Raw genomic sequence first — 25791 nt, forward strand, 5'->3', positions numbered from 1 at the left:
GAGGTGGTAATGATTACCCATATTAGCCCGTTAGGATCAATGGATTTGCTTGCGCAAGCTGAAGTTGATATGTTAAAAAAATCTGCTAATAGTGAGCTTTATCAATTATTTAGAAATTGTTCTTTAGCGACCCTTAATGCGGGTAGTAAAACCGATAGTACCAAAGAGTTATTAGATAGATTTAAATCGTTCGAAATTAATGTAATTAGTAAAGAACGCGGGGTGAAATTAGAGTTGATTGATGCGCCCGAAAGTGCTTTTGTCGATAAACGAATGATTCGCTCTATTCAAGCCAATCTTTTTGCTGTACTGCGCGATATTCTCTTTTTAAATAGCCAAATCAGTGCCGTTAAACAATTAGTGTCTAATGTTAAATTGGATAGAGATCACTCATTTTATATCACCAATCTGGTTTTCTCTATTTTACGTAATGCTAACGCATTACATGTCGGCGAAGAGCCCAATTTGGTTGTTTGTTGGGGGGGCCATTCAATTAACGAAAGTGAATATTACTATGCCAGACAAGTAGGAATGCAACTTGGCTTGCGTGAACTTAATATTTGCACTGGCTGTGGACCTGGCATTATGGAAGCGCCAATGAAAGGGGCTGCTGTTGGCCATGCTCAACAACGTTATAAAGACAGCCGTTTTATCGGTCTAACCGAACCATCAATTATCGCGGCAGAACCACCAAATGCGTTAGTTAACGAACTCATTATTATGCCGGATATCGAAAAACGACTCGAAGCCTTTGTACGTATTGCTCACGGTATTATTATTTTTCCAGGTGGGCCTGGCACCGCTGAAGAATTGCTTTATATTTTAGGTATTATGCTCAATCCAGAAAATAAACATCAAGCACTCCCTCTTATTTTAACCGGTCCCAAAGAGTGCGAAGACTACTTTGCTGCGATTGATAGTTTTATTCGCAATACCTTAGGTGATGAAGCAACTAAACTTTATCAAATTGTCATTGATTCGCCAGAACAAGTTGCTCGTATAATGAAAGAAGGGGTAAAACAAGTGAAAGCTTCGCGTTTAGCTACTGGCGATGCTTACGGCTTTAACTGGCTATTAAAAATAGATGAATCGCTACAACACCCATTTGAGCCAATACACGAAAACATGGCTTCGCTCAATTTACATAAAGATCAGCCAGTTGAATTATTAGCTGCTGATTTGCGCCGAGCGTTTTCTGGTATTGTTGCAGGTAATGTAAAAGAGTTTGGTATGAAACAGATTGCCGAGCATGGTCCCTATAAATTGCAAGGCGATAAAGAGATCATGACACAACTTGATAATTTACTGCGTAGTTTTGTTAAACAAGACCGCATGAAGTTACCTGGTGGTACTGCTTATAAACCTTGTTACGAAATCTGTTATTAACTGAGCCAATAAAATAAAAAAACATAATTTGTAGGTCACTTTAACATTTAAAAAGAGTAATCATCACAACTAGGGATTAGTTGTTAGTGTTAAAGTGACTGATAAATTAGTTCAATAATGACTTTATTTGTAATCAACAAATCTACCAACAACTCTGGATTTTTATCTAATTAAGATGTCGGTAAACCGTTATTTTAATTATCCAAAAGGTCAAAAATCATTTAAAATATCTAACGCTTCTGAGACTTTTTTGACGCCAAAAACTTGCATATTTTCAGGCTTCTTTTTAGGCATATTGGCAAAAGGTACAATCGCTTTTTTAAAACCATGTTTTGCAGCTTCAGCAATTCGTTCTTGTCCACTCGGTACTGGGCGTATTTCGCCGCCTAAGCCAATCTCGCCAAAAATCACCACATCTTGTGGTAATGGGCGATTACGAAAACTCGATACCAATGCAGCAATTAATGCTAAATCGGCGCTAGTTTCAGTGACTTTTACCCCGCCAACAACGTTAACAAAAATATCCTGATCAGCCATTTGTAACCCACCATGACGATGTAAAACAGCAAGTAATAGTGCTAATCGGTTTTGCTCTAGCCCTACAGTAACTCGTCTTGGATTACCATAAATTGAGTGATCAACAAGGGCTTGAATTTCAACCAATAAAGGTCTTGTTCCTTCCCATAGCACCATAACAGAGCTACCGGGTAACATTTCATCACCGCGACTTAAAAAGATTGCTGATGGGTTACTCACCTCTTTCAGACCCTGTTCTGTCATGGCAAATACACCTAACTCGTTGACCGCACCAAAACGATTTTTATGACTACGTAGTGTTCTAAAGCGAGAATCGGCATCACCATCTAATAAAACTGAGCAGTCGATACAGTGCTCAAGCACTTTTGGTCCAGCTAGTGATCCATCTTTAGTCACATGACCAACCATAATAATGGCAATACCTTTGGTTTTGGCAAAACGAGTCAAATAAGCAGCGGTTTCACGCACTTGGGCAACGCTACCGGGTGAAGATTGAATATCAGCAAGATGCATAACTTGAATAGAGTCAATAACCATTAATTTAGGTTGTGACTGTTCTGCCAGTAAACAAATTTGTTCAATGCTGGTTTCAGACAGCATATTGATGTTATCGGTGGGTAATCCTAATCGATGTGCACGCATAGCAACTTGTTGCAATGATTCTTCACCAGTTACATACAGCGTGTTCATTAGCGTAGAAAGCTTGCTCATGGTTTGCAGTAATAATGTACTTTTGCCTGCTCCGGGATTACCACCAATTAAAATAGCGCTGCCAGGGACAACTCCACCACCAAGTACGCGGTCAAATTCAGAAAATCCAGTTGAAAATCTTGGTAGCGCTTCCAAACTAATTTCAGATAATTTTTGGATTTTAGTTTGTCCTGCACCACCGGCATAACCGGATAATCGATCATTACGTGATGAAGTGCTGGCTAATCTAACTTCCGTAATAGTATTCCATGCATGACAAGCGCTACATTGACCTTGCCAACGAGGATAGTCAGCACCACAATCATTACAGACATAAGCACGCTTTACTGTTTTTGCCAAACTCTTCTCCTAACCTTCACTTAATAAACTGGTTGATAAAATACACCACAATCCGGTTAAATCCGCATAATTAATGCTAATCCGTGCTTTTTCCACCACTTTGGGTTTTCCATGATAAGCTACACCAAGACCCGCTATACGTAGCATCATTAAATCATTAGCACCATCACCGATAGCAACAGTTTGCTCTATTGGAATATCTAGTGATGTCGCTAAATGCTGTAAGGTTCTGGCTTTGTATTTTGCATCAACAATCGGCCCGATAACCTTACCGGTTAATTTACCGTTTTTAATTTCTAACTCATTGGCATAAGCATCAACTAACTTTAACTTTTGTTTTAGATGATCAGCAAAATAGGTAAAGCCACCTGAAGCGATTGCAACATGCCAATTTTTTTTATGTAATTCTCTCACTAAATAAGATAAGCCTGGCGTAAGAGGTAACGTGTCTTTCACCTGTTGCAAAATAGTTTGCTGGGCACCTTTAAGTGTTGCTACTCTTTTACGTAAACTTGTAGCAAAGTCAAGTTCGCCACGCATGGCTTGTTCCGTCACAGCAGCCACTTGTTCACCAACCCCCTGTAATTTAGCCAGCTCATCAATGCATTCAATACCAATTGCGGTCGAATCCATATCCATAACAAGTAGTCCCGGTGAATGTAATGATGGCAAATTATCAATGGGCGCAACATCAATATTTAAAGCCAATGAAATGGATTTAGCCTTTTTAGGCATAACTCCCGCAATTCTAACGATCTGATATGTTTTAATTTTCCACGATGACACAATTACCATGGGCATAGCAAGTTGGTTTTGGAATTTTGATAAAACAGTTTTATTTAATTTTTTGCCATAAATAATCCAACCTGTTTTACCCGCATTATAGTCAAGGGGTACCACTTCGCATCCATTCAAAGATAGCGGTAAACCTTGCCAAGATTGAATATTTTCAGGTAAATCATTGTAGGTAAGTGTGTAAGCCATATCAGAAAATCTTTATAACGTGAAACGAAGCCAGAATTTATCATATCTAAAAAAGATTGTCCAAATGGGTAAGGTGTTTTATATTCAGTATCTAAACATAAATTAAATTCGTCAAAGTGTCTTTACCTTTTTAAGTTTGATAATTGTATTTGGTTGAATTTCAATTTATCAAAACCATTTTAATACTTACCCATATCATTATAAGATGTCATAGCGTTAATGCCCACAAGCAAAGTTGTTCTAATGCAGGACGTATCCGTTCACCCTGTGGGGTCAATCTATATAACACTTTTAATGGCGGTTTATCCCCAAAAACAGTGCGAGTAATTAAGCCATCCTCTTCAAGCTTTTTAAGTTGAAGACTTAATGTCATATCGGTAATTTCTGGGATGATGGTTTTTAATTCACTAAAGCGTTTTTCGCCAGAAAGTAAATAATGAAGTATCACCCCTTTCCATTTTCCACCAACTAAATCCATCGCTAAACTGATAGGGCAATTATACGTTTTATTGTTATACGTTTTTACAGTGCTTTGCTTGTCTAATTCCATTTAACTACCTAACGCTTTAAGTTTATAACTATCTAATTTGATAGATATTGCCATAAACCTATTAAGGCATAAACTAATAATAGTCACTCATATTTTTATAGTATAAATCCAAAAGGAATCATCATGGCATTAATTATTTTAGGTCATCCCAATATTGAACAATCTATTGCAAACAAAACCATTATAGAATCATTGCAAAAACAGATTACGGATTTAGAAATTCGTAATATTCACCAACTTTATCCAGATTACAAAATCAATGTACAAGAGGAACAAGCCGCTTTACTGAGGCATGATCTTATCGTTCTACAATACCCTATGTATTGGTTTAACATGCCAGCAATACTTAAAATATGGTTTGATCAGGTATTAACCTACCAATTTGCTTATGGCTCACAAGGCGATAAATTAAAAGGTAAAAAGTTATTACCAAGTTTAACAATTGGGCAAGCTGAGCAAAATTTTCAAGAATATAGCGCCGATTTAATCAAAAATTTACTTGAATCGGTTAAGGTTTCAGCACGCTACACACAAATGGAATATCTTCCACCGGCATTACTCTATGGTGTTTCTCCAATTATGAAAGGTGAAAGTGAAATAAAAGCAAATGCCTTAGAACATTCAAAACAGTTAGCTCAAAGAATAAAAAAATACAGCTAATCGGTAAAGGATGATATGTATTAATAATATATATCATCCTATTTGATGCGTTAATCAGTTTGATTTAATTAATACTACAAAAACTATCAATCCCAATTTGATTAATAAAAATAGTTTAACCTTGCCTTGTTATTTAGCTCAAAATTCTTTTACTCAGGTATTTTTACTAAAAAAATCCCAATAGAAATAACGATCACAATTTGCTATATCTAAAAGCAAAAAATCCTTTTTAAAAATAGAAAAAACAATCATCTACCATCACCTTGCTAAACGGTTCACATCTGTTAAAATTAACGTTTAGCACAATTAACACTTTGATCTCGTCGTTATTATTAAATGGTGAGTTGAGTTTAATTGTTTTAAATGATGCAAAATTTACATACGAATAATATCAATATGATAACATCAAACCAACCTAAAAAACGCTTACCTTCGATTCTCGTATTCATAGTGATCTACCTTATCTGTCAAGCAGTGGTTTTTTTGTCAAAACCAACATTTCGTTTGCTCGAAAAGCTTGCTTACGTGATTGATGATTTTCTTAATTATACGGGTATTGCTTTAGCTGACGGTGAATTTGATCCTGCTGGGTTGTGGGTAATTTTGGGTGTGCCATTTTTGTGTGCGATTGTAATTTTTTATCTTCTCAAAAAATTAACCAATAAGATAAAGCCTTTCTCGTCAATAAAATAGGAAATAAATCACTATGCTCAGTTGAGCATAATAAGTCATAAAAAGCTTTATTTCTTATCATAAACTCTAAAGACCCTATCTATGAGCAAAAAACAGCGCTCACCTTTAAGCGTTAAATTTTCTGCAATACCGCGTAGAAGAAGCCGTCGCCGCCATGCTCACTTGGTAGTAGTTGTTTAATTTCACCTTTTAATTGGGCATCACGATATTCATTAAGAAAACGCGTGATCTGTGCACTGTTTTCATCTGGTAAGATTGAACAAGTAGCATAGACTAAGGTTCCCCCTATTTTCAAATAGGGCCAAATTTGAGTTAAAATAGCGTACTGTAACGCAACTAATTGAGCAATATCGCTATCACGACGTAACCACTTGATATCAGGATGTCGCCGAATCACCCCTGTTGCCGAACAAGGTGCATCAAGCAAAATGCGATCAAAAATTCGTCCTTTACACCATTTTTCAGGGGTTAAACCATCACCTACTTTGACTTCGGCGTGCTGTTTTAAACGTTGCAAATTTTGTTCAATACGTTTTGCTCGATTAGCATCAACATCAACAGCCAATAGGTGAGCTTGTGGCGCTATTTCTAAAATATGCGTAGTTTTACCGCCTGGTGCTGCGCACATATCTAATATCTGTTCACCATTTTGAGGTGCCAATAAGTAAGCGGCATATTGGGCAGATAAATCCTGTACCGTTACCGCACCGTCTTCAAAAGAAGGTAATTTGTTCACATTAACCGGTGTAATTATCTGTAATGCACTTGGCATTGATGGATAAACTTGTGATTCAATGTTTATGTCAGCTAATCGTTGCTGGTAATCAGCTACACAATAGTGATTTTGATTAACACGCAACCACATAGGTGGTTTTTGATTATTAGCAGCAATAATTGCTTGCCATTTATCAGGATAAGCTTGCTTAAGGCGATTAACTAACCAACTTGGGTGTAATGTTCGGCTTGTTTGCTCTTTGCTGCTTTGACTAAAAGTTTGTTGTAACGAGGCTTGTTGGCGTAAAAATTCACGTAATACACCATTAATCAAACCCTTTAGTGACGATTTTTTTAAAACATTAACCGCATTGACCGTTTCACCAACTGCGGCATGTTCAGGAATACGGGTATAAAGAATCTGGTAAATCCCGACGAATAATAGATAATGCAAAACGCTATTTTTGCCAGTCATGACTTTAGCCATGAGATGATGAATATAAAAATTGAGCTCAGGTAATACTCGCATTACCCCAAAACAAATCTCTTGAACTAAACTACGATCTTTATCAGCTATTTTATCATGTTCAGCAGTTAACGCTGTATTGAGTGATTGCCCACCTTCCAATACATTGAAAATGACCTGTGCACAAACTGCACGAATGTTAGGGTATAATTTTTTATTCATACAAGAGAATAACCTTGCTCAATTAGAGAGCGACTTATTATAAAATTAATGAACCCACCCAACCCGCAATAAATAAGGGGATATTAAAATGGGTGAAAGTTGGAATAACACTATCACGAATATGGTCGTGCTGCCCGTCACTATTAAGCCCAGCTGAGGTTGCTAAGATAGTATCAGATGGAGGAGAACCAGCATCGCCAATAGCGCCTGATGCACCAATTAAACAGACTGTTGCAATCGGTGAAAAACCAAGTTGAACACAAAGTGGTACATAGATAGCAGCAATAATTGGCACAGTTGAGAATGAAGAGCCAATACCTAATGTAATCACTAATCCTACTAACATCATCATAAATGAGGCTATCACTTTGTTGCCAGCAAATAAAGCTGCACTATTAATAACTAAAGGCTCAATTTCGTGAGTTTGTTTTAAAACTTCGGCAAAACCTTGTGCAGAAATCATCACAAAACCAATCATTGCCATCATTTTTATACCATCAGTAAAAACACCGTCGGCTTCGCCCCATTTAATTGTGCCTGATACAATAAAACAAATAAAACCAATTAAGGCGCCTAGAATCATTGAGCCAGTATAAAGTTGGATACTAAACGATAGCACTATTGCTAAAAGTGAAACAAAAAGTGAACGCTTATTCAGATTATTTAACGCGGATAAATTGGTCTCTTGGCGAATAATTTTATATTCACGAGGTTTTCGGTAACTGACAAAAATCGCCCATAATAAACCGATAAACATACCTAGAGCAGGTATTGCCATAGCATGCATGACGTTGACATGGCTCACATCCATACCTGATGAGATAATATTTTTTAATAAAATCTGATTTAAAAAGATGTTGCCAAAACCTACGGGTAAAAACATATAAGGTGTGATAAGACCAAATGTCATAATACAAGCAATCATTCGTCTATCTAATTGCAAACGTGACATAACATATAAAAGCGGTGGAATTAAAAGTGGTATAAAGGCAATATGAATAGGAATAACATTTTGTGAGGAAATACTCACTAATGCAATAATAATGATTAATAACCATTTAATTCGGGTTTTCGCGCTGCTTGATGTCAGCTGCTCAATAGCTTTATCGGCCAATAACTCTGGTAAGCCTGATTTTGATATTGCAACCGCAAAGGCACCAAGCATGGCATAAGATAGGGCAATATTAGCACCATTACTAATACCGGTATTAAAGGCATCAATGGTTTCTTTTAATGATAAATGACTAAATAGCCCACCTATAAATGCCCCAATAATTAAACTAATTACGACATGAACACGGCAGAGCGATAAAATTAACATGCAAACTACCGCGACAACAACTGCATTTATGGACGAAAACAAATCAAGCACTATATTCATAAAAAGATTTTCGGTTAATCAGGAAAGCTTAGCATTTTAGGTGATCGATACTGAAAGTGCAATTGATAGTGTACACTCACTAATTAGCAGATTTAACAGTAGCAATGTAGATTTGCGCTTAGTTTTAACGATTTATGATAGGCTTAACTTAAAAAGACTAGCTTAATTAATCAACGATTTTTTTCAATTTGGTTAATTTAACTCTTTGATTTTAAGCATCAGTTATCAAACTTATACAATTATTGATAACATTCGACACGTTACAGAATCGACTATAAATGATTGTTGAGATTCGACAATAATGGCTAAGCGATAAAATAATCGGTATAAGCTCAGCGCAATAATTTCATAAAATTTATCATTTATATAAATTAACTTTTCAATATAAAGTACAACACATTAAATTGGTTATTAGCACACAATAAGATACCGATTATTCAATGTGTTATAGAATAACTTTCTTATCATTGTCACTCAATCCAGTTATAATGGTGTTTAATGCAGTTTTAATTGTATAAAATAAAAACCTAGGTAATAGAATTGATTACTTACTCTATTTAAAAATTAAGTTCTGCGATCTACAAAAGTTTGTTATGGAGTGTTGCTAATGAGAAGTAATATAGACGGTCATTTTTTACTGATTGGTTTAATGGCATATCCTATTCGTCACAGCTTATCCCCTCAAATGCAAAATACCATTTATTCTAAATTGGATATTCCTTATGTCTATTTAGCTTTTGAAGTCGATCAAGAAAAGCTAGCCGATGCTATAAAAGGGCTTCGTGCACTAGGATTACGTGGTAGCGCTGTATCTATGCCAAATAAACAATTGGTTTGTAACTATTTGGATAAGTTGACTCCTGCTGTTGAAATGAGTGGCGCTTGTAATACTATCTCTAATGATAATGGTGTATTGACCGGTTATAACACAGATGGTATTGGTTATATGCGCATGCTCAAAGAAGCTGGGGTTGATGTTATTGGCAAAAAAATGACAATACTTGGAGCAGGTGGTGCAGCAACAGCAATTGTGGTTCAAGCAGCGCTCGACGGAGTAAATGAGATTGCTATCTTCAATCAAAAAGATGATTGCTATGCTAAAATTGAAACTGTTGCTAAAAAATTGAATGAAAACACCAAGTGTAAAGTTCAGGTTTTTGATCTTGCCAATGAAACGCAATTACGTAAAGCAATAGCTGATAGTGCCGTACTATGTAATGCGACTGGGGTTGGCATGAAACCACTAGAAGGACAGAGTTTAATAACCGACCCTACTCTACTAAGGCCTGAGCTTGTCGTCACTGATTGTATTTATAGCCCTCGCAAAACCAAATTATTAGAAATTGCTGAAAAGCAAGGTTGTAAAACCTTAAATGGTATTGGCATGATGTTATGGCAGGGTGCTGCTCAAATAAAAATTTGGACGGGTGAAGATGCCCCCATTGAGTATGTAAAAGAGAAAATCGGATTTAATGATTAATAGATAGCAAGATTTTTTTTGGATTGAATTACTAGCTAATTATAACGATTTAAATGACTAAAAAAAGATAGTATCAATTTATTGAGCTTCAAATTGCTATCTGACTTAATATCAAAGAAAAGCGATACATTATTACTTTCTATTAATAAAAATTTATTGCTAATAGGATATGACATGAAAACAATTACTATAAAAAATATAGAGATAGGTAAAGGTGCCCCTAAAATCATTGTGCCACTAGTTGGTAAAACTGAAGAAGAACTGCTTGAAGAAATTACCTATCTACAAGATATCGATTTTGATGTTTTAGAATGGCGTGCCGATCATTATTGTCACGTTGATAATCTCGACTCGGTAAAGGCCATGGCAAAAAAAATGGCTGATTTATTACCAAATAAACCGATTTTATTTACCTTTCGAACTGCAAATGAAGGGGGGGTAAAACCTTGGCCGTTAAGTGCTTATGTTGAGTTAAATAAAACAATGGCATCAAGCGGTTTAGTTGATTTAATTGACGTTGAGGTGTTTATTGGTGATAGCTATGTTAAAGAAATTATCGATGTTGCCCATAAAAATAATGTCTTTGTTGTGGCTTCAAATCACGATTTTGAAAAAACACCGACTAAAAGCGGTATTATTTATCGATTACGTAAAATGCAAGATTTAGGTGCAGATATCCCTAAAATTGCGGTTATGCCCAAAAAGACTGAAGATGTATTAACACTTCTTGCCGCCACCACCGAAATGAATGAAATGTATGCCACTAAACCAATTATCACTATGTCAATGGCTGGTCTTGGCGCAATTAGTCGAATAGCTGGCACAATATTTGGTTCAGCAATGACATTTGGTGCGGCTAAAAATGCATCAGCCCCCGGACAGCTTGATGTTAAACAATTGCGTTATATCTTAGATGTGTTATATCGCTGTAAACAATAGCTCCATTATGCAATAAAATGTAAGATTCATTCCTATGAATAGCAGACACTTAGACTACCTAGCTTCATAAAGATAGGGGCAAATTTTACATTGTTTTTAATAAGTAATAACAAAAAATCAATTTATTCGTAGTGTCATGATTAATAAATATTTATAATACTGGATAATATCGTTATAACTTATCTTTTAAGTTATTAAAATAATACGGTCTAAAGATTGTGCAAATTAACTAACGATAAAATGCTAACAAGTATATACTCAATACATTGCTCTTTTCTGGTGTTAAAGATGCATTATTTAGCTTTACCAACAACATACTTATTTTAAGTTTGGTTGATAAGTTAAAAATTAAAGAGATTAAAGTATATCAATAACACAAAAGTATGAGGTTTATTTTTTTATGTTCTCTTGGTGGACAAAAGCTTATTTTTTTCTTATCCAGATCCTAGTGAAACTTTTTGTCAAAAGTAAACCGATTCCAACAGATCCAATTACAGAACTAGGTTTAGATACGCACCGACCTGTTTTATATGTACTACCGTATAATTCACAAATCGACTTAATGGTAGTTCGGTCACTATGCTTACAATATAAGCTACCCGACCCTTTAGATAGTATAGAGGTTAATGGTAAAACTGTACCAGCCTACATTTATATCGACAAAGGTCCTGGTATTTTTGCATCCAATCGCCAACAAAATAAAACCATCGAAATTTTAAAAGATTATATTTCGGCTCATCAACAAAATCCTAATCTTGATATACAAATGTTGCCCGTTTCGGTTATGTTTGGGCGCCGACCAGACAAAGAAGGCAAAAAAATGCCTTCACTACAAGTATTAGGTGCAACCTATAAATTGTTTAAGATTATTATTTCTGGGCGTGATTGTTATACTCGTTTTTCTAAAACAGTTTCACTTAAGACTATCGAATTTGATGATAAACAAGATATTTCTGTTTTAGCACATAAGCTAGCTCGGGTAGCACGTATTCATTTTGCAAAACTACGAATGGCATCAGTTGGTCCCAAATTACCCGTTCGGCAACAGATGCTAAATAAGTTACTAAATAGTCCAAGACTGGCCGAAGCGATACAAGAAGAAGCAAAAAGTAAAAATATTAGCTTAGATAAAGCTAAAAAAAATGCATTAGCCAATTTAAACGAAATTGCCGCTAATTTCTCTTATCGTATGCTAAGAGTGACAGACTTTGTTCTTACTTGGGCTTGGCATAAACTTTACCAAGGGCTGAAAGTCACCAATGCAGATCCTGTGCGTGAACTGGCACAAAATGGGCATGAGATTGTTTATGCGCCTTGTCATCGTAGTCATATGGATTATTTATTACTCTCCTACGTACTTTACCGACAAGGATTAGTCCCGCCACACATAGCAGCGGGTATAAACCTGAATTTCTGGCCTGCAGGTCCAATATTTAGACGACTTGGCGCTTTTTTTATTCGTCGCTCATTTAGAGGAAATAAGTTATATACAGCAGTGTTTAGAGAATACTTAGCCGAACTGTTTATCCGTGGTTACGCTGTTGAATATTTTATTGAAGGTGGACGCTCACGTACAGGTAGATTACTTGATCCTAAAACAGGCATGTTAATGATGACAGTACAAACATTGTTACGTGGTGATGCAAGACCAATTACGGTTGTACCTGTGTATATAGGTTATGAACATGTTTTAGAAGTCGCAACTTACGCCAATGAACTACGCGGCGCACAAAAAGAAAAAGAAAGCTTATGGCATACACTTAAAGCTTTCTTAAAATTGAAAAAGTTAGGTTTTGGCTATGTCAACTTTGGTCACCCTATTTTGCTTAATCAATTTTTAAACCAACAGATACCTGAGTGGCGTGACGCAATCGAGCCAACAGGCACAGTTCGCCCTAACTGGTTAACGCCTACAACCAATTTACTCGCCAAGCAAATTATGGAACGGATTAATGCGTCAGCAGCAATTAATGCGATGAATTTATGTTGTTCAATACTATTGGCCGCAGATCAACGAGCGTTAACTAAAGTCAGACTACTTGAACACATCGACTATCTTCTAAAATTGTTAAAGAAAATCCCTTATTCCGATTTGATAACCATTCCCGATCAAACGCCAGAAGAGCTGTTTGAACACGCTAAAGAAATGGGAAAATTTGTGATTACAACAGATGAAGTGGGTGAAATGGTTGGCTTAACAACAGAGCAAGCCGTGCTAATGACGTATTATCGTAATAACATCCAGCATTTGCTAATCATCCCAGCGTTAGTTGCCAGAATTTTAATAAAGCATAATCGGATTTCTTCAGAAGAAGTGATTAATCAAATCAAATTATTATTCCCGTTAATCAAATCAGAGCTATTTCTTTATCATAATGATGAACAACTTACTCAATATGTGAATAAAATCATTGAAACTTACGCTGAGTTAAATTTAATTAGTTATTCACCTGATAAATTAACCTTAAATTATTTAAAAATGTCAGCATTACAATTACTTGCTTCATCCTCAAAAGATACTTTGCAGCGCTATATGATTGCGTTTTCTTTGTTACAAAAAGATCCGTCTATTAGTCGTGCTACTTTAGAAAAAGAAGGGCGGCTTATTGCCGAAAGATTATCGGTTTTACATGGTATTAATGCCCCAGAATTTTTTGATAAAGGCGTATTTGCTACATTAGTCAGCTCACTACGTGAACAAGGTTATTTAGATGATCAAGGTGGTGCTAATTTAGCTAAAATTGCCAGTATGCATGAAACGCTTAAACCTTTGATTACGGCAAGAGTGATGCAAACTATAGATGAGATAAATCCTTTAGTAGCTCAATAAAATAGTCAATAAGTTTCAGAAAATCAATGATTACGATTAAGTAAAAATAAAGATTTATATCGAATACTTTTCTGAAGCTTATTTCAAAAAATAATTTTTTTATATCTTTTTTACTAAGCTTAAAACCTTTATTTTTGTCTTTTTTGACCTATGTCAAACTTTGTCAGTTCATTTCCGTTTTTTCCTTTATTTCTATTAAATAAACGATTATTATTAGTATAAATAGGGATGTTTATAGCCTCAAACATAATAAATCAAATAATGTAATGTCAGCTTTTTTAAGGAGTTCATATGCTATTGAACCGTAGACAGTTCTTTAAGATCTGTGCTGGTGGTATGGCAGGAACAACGGTAGCTACACTCGGATTAGCGCCAACTGTAGCACTCGCACAAACTCGCCAATATAAATTAATCAAATCAAAAGAAACGCGTAATAATTGTACCTACTGTTCGGTTGGATGTGGAATGTTACTCTACAGCCGTGGAGATGGCGCCAAAAATGCCGAATCGTCTATTTTTCATATCGAAGGCGATCCTGATCATCCTGTTAGTCGTGGTTCACTGTGCCCAAAAGGTGCCGGTGTCCTTGATTATATTAAAAGTGAGCAACGGGTTAAATATCCGGAATATCGCGCACCGGGCTCAGATAAATGGCAACGTATTAGTTGGGATGAAGCCATTGATCGCATTGCGCGTTTGATGAAAGCTGACCGAGATAAAAATTTTATCGAAAAAAATGAGAAAGGTACAACGGTTAATCGCTGGACAACTACCGGTTGGCTTGTCACATCGGCAGCAAGCAATGAAACGGGTTGGTTAGCTTTTAAAGTGGCGCGTGCGTTAGGCATGTTAAGCCTTGAAACCCAAGCAAGGGTTTGTCATGGTCCTTCTGTATCAAGCCTAGCGGCCACTTTTGGACGCGGCGCAATGACAAATAACTGGAATGATATCAAAAACGCAAATGTCGTTATTGTCATGGGGGGAAATGCAGCTGAAGCCCATCCAGTTGGATTTAAATGGGCTATTGAAGCCAAAATTACTAACGGAGCAGAACTGATCGCCATCGATCCGCGTTTTCATCGAACGGCTTCTGTTGCTGACCATTATGTCCCAATTCGTTCAGGAACAGATATCACATTTTTACTGGGTGTGATTAATTATTTAATTACCCATAACGAAGTCAACTTTGAATATTTGGTAACCCACAGTAATGCAAGTTTACTCGTACGCGATGATTTCAATTTTGATACCAATACCGGTTTATTTAGTGGTTATGATTCATCTAACCGCCAATACGATCAAACAACATGGGCCTATCAAAAAGATGAAAATGGTTATGCCCTCAGGGATAAAACACTGAGTCATCCTCGTTGTGTTTGGAACCTATTAAAACAACATGTTAGTCGTTATACACCTGAAATGGTCAATAAAGTAACCGGCAGTCCTATTGACAATTTTTTACATGTTTGCCGATCTTTAGCCAGTACTAAAACTAATGATAGAGCTGCGACGTTCTTATATGCTTTAGGGTGGACTCAGCATACTTATGGTTCACAAATTATCCGCACTGCAGCTATGATACAACTTATTTTAGGTAATATTGGTGTAATGGGCGGCGGAATTAACGCCTTACGTGGTCACTCCAATATTCAAGGTTTAACTGATGTCGGTTTATTATCTAACCGTTTACCTGCTTATCTTGATTTACCAAAAGAATCACAAATCACGCTCGCACAATATTTAGAAGAAAAAACACCCAAACCGCTTGGTCCGAGCGAAGTTAACTTTTGGGGCAATTATCCAAAATTCTTTGTCAGTTTTATGAAGTCAATGTACGGCGATAAATCAACAAAAGAGAACGATTGGGGTTTTGATTGGTTGCCTAAGTGGGACAAAACGTATGATGTTTTAAGATTTAGTAAGATGATGCGTGATAAACAAGCTAATGGCTTTATTTGTCAAGGGTTTAATCCACTTGCAGCGCTACCTGATAAAAACAGTATTCGTGAAGGTTTATCCAATCTAAAATTTTTGGTAAGCATTGATCCAATGCCAACAGAGACAGCCGAATTTTGGAAAAACCACGGTGAATCTAATGATGTCGATCCAAGTAAAATCCAAACAGAAGTTTTTAGATTACCATCAAACTGCTTTGCAGAAGAAAATGGCACCATTGTAAACTCTTCTCGATGGTTACAATGGCATTGGGCAGCGGCAAGACCACCTTATGAAGCAATATATGATCCAGAAATTATTGCACGTATCTTCTTAAGAATAAAAGAGCTATATGCCGAAGAAGGTGGTGCGTACCATGAAGCTATCGATAATTTAACTTGGGATTATCAAGACCCTGAAGGTCCAGCTGCCGAAGAGTTATCCAAGGAGTGTAATGGTCGAGCATTAGCAGATTTAACCGATGCTAATGGCAATGTCATACTTAAAAAAGGCCAGTTATTAAGCGGTTTTTCCCAATTAAAAGCCGACGGAACTACGTCTTCAGGTATTTGGATCTTTTGTGGTTCCTGGACAGAACAAGGTAACCAAATGGCAAGACGCGATCCTAGCGATCCATCAGGTAAAGGCGTTCATGCTGGTTGGGCTTGGGCGTGGCCAATGAATCGACGAGTCTTGTATAACCGCGCATCAGCAGATGAAAATGGTAAACCTTACGATCCTAAACGCGTTTTAGTCAAATGGAATGGCTCAAGTTGGGTAGGAAATGATGTACCTGACTTTACCGCAACCTTATCACCAAGCACTGGTGCGGGTGCTTTTATCATGAATAATGATGGTTTAGGTGGACTATTTTGCTTAAATCGACTAGTTGATGGACCATTCCCTGAACATTATGAACCATTTGAAACACCTATTACGACCAATCCTCTGCACCCAAGTCAAATTAGTAGTCCTGTGGCTCGTGCATTTAAAGAGGATTTAGCGCGATTAGGTAATGCTGAACAATTTCCTTATGTGGGTACGACTTATAGTATTACCGAACATTTTCATTTTTGGACTCAGCATGCAAGACTAGCATCAATTACTCAACCTGAACAATTTATAGAGCTGAGTGAAAATCTAGCCAATAAAAAAGGTATTAAACTTGGCGATACCGTAAAAGTCACTTCATACCGAGGCTATATTAAGGCTAAAGCGGTTGTGACTAAGCGCCTTCCAACATTGACTGTTGATGGTAAAGAAATCGAAACCATTGGAATTCCGATCGTTTGGGGATTCACAGGTCAGACTAAGAAAGGATTTTTAGTGAATGAATTAACGCCACATTTAGGTGACGCTAATTCACAAACTCCAGAATATAAATCATTCTTAGTCAATATCGAGAAAGTTACCACTGCGGCATAAAAGGAGGGAAAATTATGTCATTACAAACTCAAGATATTATTCGCCGCTCTGCAACAAATGCATTAACTCCGGCTCCACGAGCTCGAGATTATCAACAAGAAGTGGCTAAATTAATTGATGTAACTACGTGTATTGGTTGCAAAGCATGTCAAGTCGCTTGTAGCGAATGGAATGATTTGCGAGCCGAAATTGGTCATACTGTCGGCGTATATGATAATCCAGCAGATTTAGAACCTAAAGCATGGACGGTAATGCGCTATTCAGAAGTTGAAGTCAATGGTAAATTTGAATGGCTTATTCGTAAAGATGGTTGTATGCACTGTGCCGATCCTGGTTGTTTAAAAGCTTGCCCATCTGAAGGTGCAATCATACAGTATGCGAATGGAATTGTTGATTTTCAATCAGAGCATTGTATTGGTTGTGGTTACTGTGTGGCGGGTTGTCCATTTAATATTCCTCGGGTCAGTAAAGAAGATAATCATTCTTACAAATGCACTTTATGTGTCGATCGCGTAGCGGTTGGTCAAGAACCCGCTTGTGTTAAAACCTGTCCAACTGGCGCTATCCATTTTGGTACAAAGCAAGATATGATTCGCCATGCAGAACATCGAATCGAAGATTTGAAAAAACGCGGTTTTGAACACGCAGGTCTTTATGATCCTCAAGGTGTAGGGGGAACTCATGTTATGTACGTCTTACATCATGCTGATCAACCTGAGCTATACCATGGTTTACCAAAAGATCCACATATTAGCGAAGTTGTTAAATTCTGGAAAGGTGCATGGAAGCCACTTTCAGCTGCTGCGTTTGTTGCAACATTTGGAGGTTTATTGTTCCATTATATGGGTGTTGGCGCAATTGAAGTGGATGAAGAAGACATTGAACATGAAAAACAGGCTGATGCACAAGCCCGAAAACGACTAGGTTTGCCAGCTTTTTCACGAAAAAATACAGCAAATTCATCACAACAGGAGAGCCATCATGAATAAGAAAGGCATGATACTTAGAACACCACTTATTGTTCGCTTCTGTCACTGGTGTATGGTATGTCTGTTTATTTTAACTGCACTATCTGGACTGTCATTATTTTTTCCTTCAATAAAGTTATTTGGATTAGTGCTTGGTACCCCGCAATTAGTTAGGGCATTACACCCAATTATTGGCTGCATTGTGTTTGTCCTTTTAATGTTTATGTTTGTAAAACTGGCTCACCATAATATTCCTAATAAGAATGATCTTATCTGGATAAAAAACTTCAAAAAAGTGATTATGGGTAAAGAAGAAGGTATTCCTATTGGCAAATATAATGTGGGTCAAAAGTTTCTATTTTGGTGCATTATGAGTTTAATTTTTGTGTTATTTGTGACAGGAATGATCATGTGGCGCCGATATGTTTCTGATTACTTTCCAATACCAATTGTTCGTTTAGCTATCTTTTTCCATTCTTTTGCGGCAATTTGTTTAATCTTACTTGCTATTGGCCATGCTTATATGGCAATTTGGGTTAAAGGTTCGATTAAAGGAATGATAACAGGCTACGTTTCACGTGCTTGGGCACGAAAAAATCATTCATCTTGGTATGAAGCAGAAATGTCAAAAATATACCAAGAAGAACTTAAAACAAGTACCGAAGCTAAAGAAGCTCAATCGACTAAAATAGAACAAAAGCCCGCTTAATAAAACTTTGTAGATTAAACGCCTAATCTCCGCTGATACTGATCAGCGGAATAAGCTAATTTGGCATTAAGATTTAGATAAAATAATAATTATGGTCATTAATAATGAGTATTAAAATCATCCCTCAGCAGCAACTTGAACAACAAACTATAAACTCTGTTATTAGGCAAATTCCATTATTATTTTATCCCTCACCTAAAACACTGTATATTCGTCGTGCAAAACGACTAAAAGAGTTAGCCGCAAAAAGCACATTCAGTGATTATCTTAACTTTTGTGCAGCAATAGCAGAGCAACAAGCTAATTTAGTTAAACACAATCCAATTAATATTGATATTGTAAACATCAAAAACAGTGAATATCCGCCATTAAGTTTAGCCAATCTTCCTTTATCGACCTTTTGGCAAGATTATCTAAATCAGTTATTCACGCTAATGACTAACACAACCGAACAAGTTACTTCAGTTATACACCAGCTGAAACAAAATAGTACACAACAATTACAAGAAAAAGCACTTCATTTACTCAATGGTGAGTTTGAATGTGTAGCAGGGAATGAAGCAGTATTTATCTGGTCTGCTTTATCGGTTTATTACTGCCAACTTGCCAGCCAAGTTAAAGGTAAAGCGATAGCAGAAAGCACAGATAAAAATTGGCTATGTCCAGTCTGTAATAGTATGCCTGTTGCCAGTATTATCCAATTAGGTAGTAATAATGGTTTACGATATTTACATTGCAGTTTATGTGAAAGCGAATGGTATGTACCTAGAATAAAATGTACTAGCTGTGACAATATGAAAGATATTCAATACTTTTCATTAGATAATGAATTAGCTGCAACAAAAACGGAGTGTTGTGATGCTTGTCACAGTTACTTAAAAATTTTAGATCAAGATAAAGATCCTCACATTGAAATCGTTGCTGACGATATTGCTTCCTTAATATTAGATATTAAAACTGAAGAAGAAGGATATGCCAAAAGTGGGATAAACCCATTTATATTTGCCCAATAAAAAACCAAGTGTAAAAGCGTTATTCATTAAAGTTATCTAAGCTAGATTTCTAATATAACTTACATTTTTGAGGATTTTATAAATACAACTTAACTTTTTTTATTAATAACGCTAGAATGACACTATTGTACTAGTTGATGAGTGTATTTTATGAAGCGCTTTATTTTATTGATAATATTGTTTTTACTTACGCCTTTTTTTAGTTTTGCCGATTCGATAAAAAATGTAGCTATTACCGCGATAGTTGAACATCCCTCATTAGATCAAATTCGTGATGGTGTAAAAGATGAGTTAACTAATAGTGGCTTTAAATTAAATGAGAATTTAACTGTGCAATATAAAAGTGCACAGGGTAGCAGTGCAACAGCAGCTCAAATAGCACGGCAATTTGTCGCGGCAAAACCTGATGTGATTGTTGCTATTGCCACACCTAGTGCCCAAGCAACTGCGGCAGCGACTAAACAAATCCCAATCGTTTTTGCTGGCATTACCGATCCGATTGCAGCTAAATTAGTTAAAAATTGGCAGCCTACAGGTACCAATATTACCGGTGTTTCTGATTACCAAGAAATTGGACCACAAATTGATTTTATGAAGAAGATCGTTCCTAACATGAAGTCAGTTGGTTATATTTATAGCCCAAGTGAAATTAACTCAACTGTTGTATTAAAAAATCTTCAAACACAGCTAGCCGCACAAAATATGATACTTTTTGCAGTTCCCGCACAGCGAACAGCAGATATTTCAACAGCCGCAAATACGTTAAAAGGTAAAGTTGATTTAATCTATACAACTACCGATAACAATGTCGTTTCAGCCTATGAGTCGTTAGTTAAATTTGCGAATGAAAATAAAATTCCACTTTTAGCATCATTTCCTGATGCCATAGAGCGAGGAGCCGTCGCCGCTTATGGTATGAGTTATTACGATGTTGGTCGACAATCGGGAAAACTTGTGGTTAGAATATTAAAGGGCGAAAAACCAGGTAACATTGCTCCCGAAATAGGGCAAGCATTACAGTTAGTGATTAACCTTGATGCGGCTAAAAAACAAGGCATTACGTTACCAACCGACGTTATCCAATCTGCTTATAAAGTTATTGGGCAATAGCTAATTCCTACAATAAATTTCTTCACAATATTGCTCACTATAGTGAGCAATAATCATGCAAAAACTCATTGATATTCAATATAGAATGTAACATATATAATTAATCATCATCTATAGATAATAACTAAGATTAGAGAAAATAATTAAGTTTTGCACTTAACTTGTAATGAAATATTTACACTCATAACTATTTTTCAGTGTAGATATTTATTCAGTTTTGCTTTATAGTAACTGAATATTCAGTTTGGTTGTAAAAAAAATATTACAGGAGTACTCATATGCGTAATTCTATTATAAAAATTTGTATGCTACTCGGTTTATCGGCAGTCGCTTTTTTATCTTCGGCAGAGCCACAAAATGAACAAAAATACGTTGCTATCACTGCAATTGTTGAACACCCAGCATTAGACAATGTTCGTAAAGGGGTTGAAGATGAATTAAAAGAGAGTGGTTATATTGCAGGTAAAAACTTGAAATTACAATTTGCCAGCGCACAAGGTAGTAGTGCTAATGCTGCCCAAATTGCTAAACAGTTTGCTGCAAGTAAACCCGATGCTATTGTGGCAATTGCCACACCTAGCTCGCAAGCGTTAGTTGCAACAACGAAAACGATTCCGATTGTTTTCACAGCAGTTACCGATCCTGTCGCTGCAAAATTAACGCCAAGTTGGGAAGCGTCAAAAACAAATGTCACAGGTGTATCTGACGCGCTATCATTAGATTCTCAAATAGAAATGATGTTAAAGATTAAACCTGATGCAAAAAATATTGGTTACGTTTATAGCCCAAGTGAAGTGAACTCAACAATTGTTCTTAAAGCATTGCAAGTGGCTTTAGATAAACGCGGAATGAAAATTATTGCCGCCCCAGCCCAGCGGACTTCTGATATCTCAACTGCAGCTAGAAGCTTAAAGGGTAAAGTTGATATGATTTATACAACAACCGATAATAATGTTGTTTCCGCTTATGAAGCTTTAGCCAAAGTTGCTAATGAAAGTAAAATTCCTTTATTGGCATCCGATCCCGATTCTGCTGAGCGAGGCGCGATTGCCGCTTTGGGTATGAGTTATTACGATCTAGGTCGACAAGCTGGTAAAATTGTCATTCGTATACTCAATGGAGAAAAACCAGGTGATATTCCACCTCAAATTGGTAATGTTACCCAATTAACAATTAATAAAAAAGCTGCAGAACGCCAAGGCGTGACATTATCTGAAGATGTATTAAAATCTGCAGCAAAAGTTGTCGAAAAATAATTTTTTACTCTTTCAACACCTAACCGCCAACTTTGGCGGTTACTTTTAATGGATCGTTTTCATGTCTTTTGAATTTTTATTAGGCTCAATTGGAATTGGACTTATTTATGCACTGGTTAGTTTAGGTGTATTTATCTCATTCCGTTTACTTGATTTTCCTGATCTTACTGCCGATGCCAGTTTTCCACTTGGCGGTGCTGTTTGTGGATTATGTATCTATATCGGTATCGATCCTTGGATAGCTACGTTATTAGGTATGTTTGCTGGTTGTATTGCAGGTGCAATGACAGGCATACTGTATGTCAAACTCAATATATTACAGTTACTTTCTAGTATTATTGTTATGATTGGACTTTACTCGATCAATTTACGAATTTTAGGTATTGGACCTTATATCATGGGTGAAACACCTAAAATGGCTGGTTCGCCTAACCTCTCTTTATTGGATGCTAGAACAATATTTTCGCCTTTCATTACCGAAGATTACAGTAATCAATATATCGTCCAACCATTGATGGTATTAGGATTTGTCATTGTGTTTTGGATAATACTAAATTTATTTTTAAACACACAGATGGGGTTAGCATTACGAGCAACCGGAACAAATCAAAGAATGGCCAAATCTCAAGGTATTCCGACAGGAGGGATAACTATTTTAGGCATGGCTATATCAAATGGTCTAATTGCACTTGGTGGATCGTTGTTTGTGCAAACTCAAGGGGGTTCTGATATCACCATTGGTGTGGGAACAATTGTTATTGGACTTGCTTCTATTATCATTGGTGAAAGTATATTTCCAACTAAACGCATTTGGGCTGTCATGCTTGCGGTTATTTTTGGTTCTATTTTGTATCGATTATTTATTGCCTTTGCCCTAAGTAACGAATTTTTACAAAATATAGGTGTAGGTACAGAAGATTTAAATCTTATTACTGCAATATTAGTTGTGCTTGCTTTAGTTCTACCTAAACAGCTAAAAAAGCATTCAAAGAAAAGAGGAAGTAAACATGATTAAAGTTGGAGAATTGCAATTAACTTTTAATCAGGGTACGCCGATTGAAAATCATGTATTACGCGGATTAAATCTTAATATTAGTGAGGGAGAATTTGTTACTATTATAGGAAGTAATGGTGCGGGAAAAAGCTCACTACTTAATGTAATTAGTGGCGATTTATTTGTTGACTCAGGTAGTATTATTATAAATGGACAAGATGTTACGCGTTGGCCAGCATGGAAAAGAGCGGGTATGGTTGCTAGAGTATTTCAAGATCCGATGGTAGGGACTTGTGAGAATTTAACTATCGAAGAAAATCTCGCTATTGCCTACAACCGTGGACATCGTTTTACCCTATCACCAGCGCTAAACCGTAAACTACGTATCTTATTTAAAGACAAATTAGCTACTTTAAATTTAGGGCTTGAAAATCGATTATCCGATATGATGGGTTTGCTATCTGGTGGACAGCGACAGGCAGTGAGTTTATTAATGTCAACATTACAACCTTCAAAAGTATTATTACTTGATGAACATACTGCTGCACTCGATCCTAAAACAGCACAATTTGTTTTAGAACTAACTAATGATATTGTTTCTAAAAACCGTTTAACAACAATAATGGTAACACACTCAATGAAACAAGCTTTAGAATATGGTAATAGAACAGTGATGCTTCATCAAGGGCAGGTGGTACTTGATGTCTCAGGAGAACAACGCGATAAACTAACCGTTACTGATTTATTAGATATGTTTGAAAAAACACGAGGCGAAAAAGTCACTGACGATGCCCTACTTTTAGGTTAATAATTATGATAAGCAATATTTTTAATTAAAATATTGCTTTCTTTACTCAAAAGAATCCTTCTATACGCGTTTAGTATCTTATTTTTTCCTATCACATTTTCTCCAAACATCGTATAGTATGAACACAAATTACTTGTTTATATTCATCAATAATAAGTAAAAACAGCTATTTTATTAAGGAGAAAATATGAAAAAAACACTATTATCTTTAGCACTTATCACATTAACCTCAACTGCTTTTGCCAACGAACCGATCAAATCAGCAGAAAATACAGCAGCTGAAGCAAATCAAAATACTAAAACATTCCACGGTAAAAACCACTTACCATTAAATCACCAAAAACCGTTGTTGGATATTACAATTACTAGCAATAATCCAGAAGAAACCATCAAAAAAATTACAACATTTTTTCCTGAAGAAAAAGGAAAACAATATAGTGTGCATGTTTCTATTAGTGAGTTGCCTGAATTGAATGATAATACTCAAAAACCACAAACAGAACAAACACCGGAAACCAACACCCAAGAAAATAATGCACAAAATTAATGATTATTGAATTAAAAAGCCCAATATTAATTGGGCTTTTTTAGCTGTGTTTAAAACACGTAGATAATTTTTCACGGACTATCATTAGCGCAAACCCTAACAAATTTTTGCCACACCACGTTAATGGATTATCAATATTTGGGGCATCTTGGGATAAACCGATTCCCCATATGTTATCAACTGGACTCGCTTCAACTAAAATACGTTGTTGAGTAGCTAGTAAAAATTAGCTAATTGTTGATTTTGCGAAAATTTGGCTAAGTTACCTTTAATAACGATAGATAAACACTGCTCTTCCCATATTTCAGGTATAAATCCTGTTATTTGACGGCCAAGCGCCTTAGCCAAACCAGGATTATTTGCATTTAGGATATCTTGTAACATCTTTTGATCGTTAAATAATCTCGCTTTTTCTGCCATCATATAATGCTCAGCCGTTGCATAATCAATACCGTCAATGTTGAAATGGCTTGGATACCATTGACTAAAACAGGACTTGGTAATAATGGATGCGGGTTCCTTCTGTTTATGGCTCCAAAAATATAGATATTTGAAACGCTCTCCATTGCTATAACGTTGACATAATTGGTAAATATCCATAGTGCGTTCCTTTGTTCTAGATTAACATATTATAATAATTATGTTTTATAGTAACAATTAAACACATGAATTAGCTTGCTAATATTACCGCTTATAAATATTGAGTGAATCATAACCGCATAGAAAATAAAGCATAAATTAACATTAAATAAATCAAGAAGTATAACTCGATAATAAATACCTAGATTAATTGAGATATGACTAAACAAGTTGAATAAAAAATGAAAATTAAAATAGATAACTTAATTTTTGATTAGCAAAAACAGAGGAAATTGAGATCTTCTTATTTTATAAAAATAATAAATAACATAGTGCTTAGTAAATCAATATCTAGCTACATTTAAAACGGGGTAATAATTTCAAAATCATCGACCCTCTGTGTCATTTATCATCTACATTTTAACCATAAAAAGCAAAAAAGCCCAGCATCTCTGCTGGGCTCTCGCGCTAATTTAAAAGTCTGGCGGCACCCTACTCTCACATGGGTAATACCCACACTACCATCGGCACTACGGCGTTTCACTTCTGAGTTCG

Annotated in this window: 20 protein-coding genes and 1 pseudogene; 15 read left to right on the plus strand and 6 right to left on the minus strand. The window is 36.1% G+C overall.

Annotated features, from left to right (window positions below):
- Window positions 1-9 precede the first annotated feature (9 nt).
- A complete protein-coding gene (ppnN, locus tag J3U66_RS10370; protein ID WP_065634073.1) occupies window positions 10-1386 on the plus strand; it encodes a nucleotide 5'-monophosphate nucleosidase PpnN in 1377 nt (458 codons plus the stop codon).
- A gap of 210 nt (window positions 1387-1596) precedes the next feature.
- Here ppnN and radA read toward each other — a convergent pair whose 3' ends face one another.
- From radA to J3U66_RS10385, 3 genes are all read right to left on the minus strand, one after another.
- Window positions 1597-2973: a DNA repair protein RadA gene (radA, locus tag J3U66_RS10375; RefSeq protein ID WP_267348903.1), complete on the minus strand. Its 1377-nt coding sequence runs from the start codon at window positions 2971-2973 to the stop codon at window positions 1597-1599.
- Between the two features lie 9 nt (window positions 2974-2982).
- On the minus strand, window positions 2983-3957 hold the full coding sequence (gene serB / locus J3U66_RS10380; protein ID WP_267334121.1) for a phosphoserine phosphatase: 975 nt from the start codon (window positions 3955-3957) through the stop codon (window positions 2983-2985).
- Between the two features lie 208 nt (window positions 3958-4165).
- The gene (locus J3U66_RS10385; protein ID WP_267348905.1) at window positions 4166-4507 is read right to left on the minus strand and encodes a winged helix-turn-helix transcriptional regulator; all 342 of its coding nucleotides are present in this window, start codon (window positions 4505-4507) and stop codon (window positions 4166-4168) included.
- A 123-nt stretch (window positions 4508-4630) separates the two neighbouring features.
- On the opposite strand from J3U66_RS10385, the gene J3U66_RS10390 reads away from it, so the two are divergent.
- A complete protein-coding gene (locus J3U66_RS10390; protein WP_267334120.1) occupies window positions 4631-5167 on the plus strand; it encodes an NAD(P)H-dependent oxidoreductase in 537 nt (178 codons plus the stop codon).
- Window positions 5168-5650: 483 nt separating this feature from the next.
- Window positions 5651-5860 carry a hypothetical protein gene (locus J3U66_RS10395; protein ID WP_267348907.1) on the plus strand — a complete coding sequence of 70 codons (210 nt, stop codon included), beginning with the start codon at window positions 5651-5653 and terminating at the stop codon, window positions 5858-5860.
- A gap of 112 nt (window positions 5861-5972) precedes the next feature.
- Here the strand turns inward: J3U66_RS10395 and rsmB are convergent, their stop codons facing one another.
- Both rsmB and J3U66_RS10405 read right to left on the minus strand, forming a co-directional pair.
- Window positions 5973-7262 (minus strand): 16S rRNA (cytosine(967)-C(5))-methyltransferase RsmB, encoded by a 1290-nt coding sequence (gene rsmB / locus J3U66_RS10400; protein ID WP_267348908.1) that lies wholly within the window; start codon window positions 7260-7262, stop codon window positions 5973-5975.
- A 37-nt stretch (window positions 7263-7299) separates the two neighbouring features.
- The gene (locus tag J3U66_RS10405; RefSeq protein ID WP_267334117.1) at window positions 7300-8643 is read right to left on the minus strand and encodes a Na+/H+ antiporter family protein; all 1344 of its coding nucleotides are present in this window, start codon (window positions 8641-8643) and stop codon (window positions 7300-7302) included.
- 607 nt (window positions 8644-9250) lie between these two features.
- Between J3U66_RS10405 and J3U66_RS10410 the strand changes: the two genes are divergently transcribed.
- The 12 genes from J3U66_RS10410 (at window position 9251) to J3U66_RS10465 (ending at window position 24657) form a co-directional block, all read left to right on the plus strand.
- Entirely contained in the window at window positions 9251-10123 is an 873-nt protein-coding gene (locus tag J3U66_RS10410) for a shikimate dehydrogenase (protein ID WP_267348909.1), read from the plus strand.
- Window positions 10124-10297: 174 nt separating this feature from the next.
- Window positions 10298-11062, plus strand: coding sequence for a type I 3-dehydroquinate dehydratase (gene aroD / locus J3U66_RS10415; protein ID WP_267334115.1), 765 nt, complete (start codon window positions 10298-10300; stop codon window positions 11060-11062).
- A gap of 400 nt (window positions 11063-11462) precedes the next feature.
- The gene (gene plsB / locus J3U66_RS10420; protein ID WP_267348910.1) at window positions 11463-13892 is read left to right on the plus strand and encodes a glycerol-3-phosphate 1-O-acyltransferase PlsB; all 2430 of its coding nucleotides are present in this window, start codon (window positions 11463-11465) and stop codon (window positions 13890-13892) included.
- Between the two features lie 291 nt (window positions 13893-14183).
- The gene (gene fdnG, locus J3U66_RS10425; RefSeq protein WP_267344519.1) at window positions 14184-17252 is read left to right on the plus strand and encodes a formate dehydrogenase-N subunit alpha; all 3069 of its coding nucleotides are present in this window, start codon (window positions 14184-14186) and stop codon (window positions 17250-17252) included.
- Window positions 17253-17266: 14 nt separating this feature from the next.
- Entirely contained in the window at window positions 17267-18241 is a 975-nt protein-coding gene (gene fdxH / locus J3U66_RS10430; protein WP_323849464.1) for a formate dehydrogenase subunit beta, read from the plus strand.
- Complete coding sequence (locus J3U66_RS10435) at window positions 18234-18929, plus strand: formate dehydrogenase subunit gamma (protein ID WP_267334112.1); 696 nt, start codon at window positions 18234-18236, stop codon at window positions 18927-18929. The genes fdxH and J3U66_RS10435 overlap by 8 nt, the downstream gene beginning before the upstream one ends.
- A 104-nt stretch (window positions 18930-19033) precedes the next feature.
- Window positions 19034-19942, plus strand: coding sequence for a formate dehydrogenase accessory protein FdhE (gene fdhE / locus J3U66_RS10440; protein ID WP_267348911.1), 909 nt, complete (start codon window positions 19034-19036; stop codon window positions 19940-19942).
- Window positions 19943-20092: 150 nt separating this feature from the next.
- On the plus strand, window positions 20093-21052 hold the full coding sequence (locus J3U66_RS10445) for an ABC transporter substrate-binding protein (RefSeq protein ID WP_267334110.1): 960 nt from the start codon (window positions 20093-20095) through the stop codon (window positions 21050-21052).
- A gap of 278 nt (window positions 21053-21330) precedes the next feature.
- The gene (locus J3U66_RS10450; protein WP_267334109.1) at window positions 21331-22308 is read left to right on the plus strand and encodes an ABC transporter substrate-binding protein; all 978 of its coding nucleotides are present in this window, start codon (window positions 21331-21333) and stop codon (window positions 22306-22308) included.
- A 61-nt stretch (window positions 22309-22369) separates the two neighbouring features.
- Window positions 22370-23323 carry an ABC transporter permease gene (locus tag J3U66_RS10455; RefSeq protein ID WP_267344516.1) on the plus strand — a complete coding sequence of 318 codons (954 nt, stop codon included), beginning with the start codon at window positions 22370-22372 and terminating at the stop codon, window positions 23321-23323.
- Window positions 23316-24110, plus strand: coding sequence for an ABC transporter ATP-binding protein (locus J3U66_RS10460; protein WP_267334107.1), 795 nt, complete (start codon window positions 23316-23318; stop codon window positions 24108-24110). Before J3U66_RS10455 ends, J3U66_RS10460 begins: the two co-directional genes overlap by 8 nt.
- Before the next feature lie 187 nt (window positions 24111-24297).
- Entirely contained in the window at window positions 24298-24657 is a 360-nt protein-coding gene (locus J3U66_RS10465; protein ID WP_267334106.1) for a hypothetical protein, read from the plus strand.
- Between the two features lie 40 nt (window positions 24658-24697).
- On the opposite strand, the pseudogene J3U66_RS10470 reads toward J3U66_RS10465, so the two are convergent.
- A pseudogene (locus J3U66_RS10470) lies at window positions 24698-25257 on the minus strand (NADAR family protein).
- Window positions 25258-25791: the final 534 nt, after the last annotated feature.

Origin of the sequence: Gilliamella sp. B2969, assembly GCF_026536195.1 — a bacterium.
In the GTDB taxonomy this organism is placed as follows: domain Bacteria; phylum Pseudomonadota; class Gammaproteobacteria; order Enterobacterales; family Orbaceae; genus Gilliamella.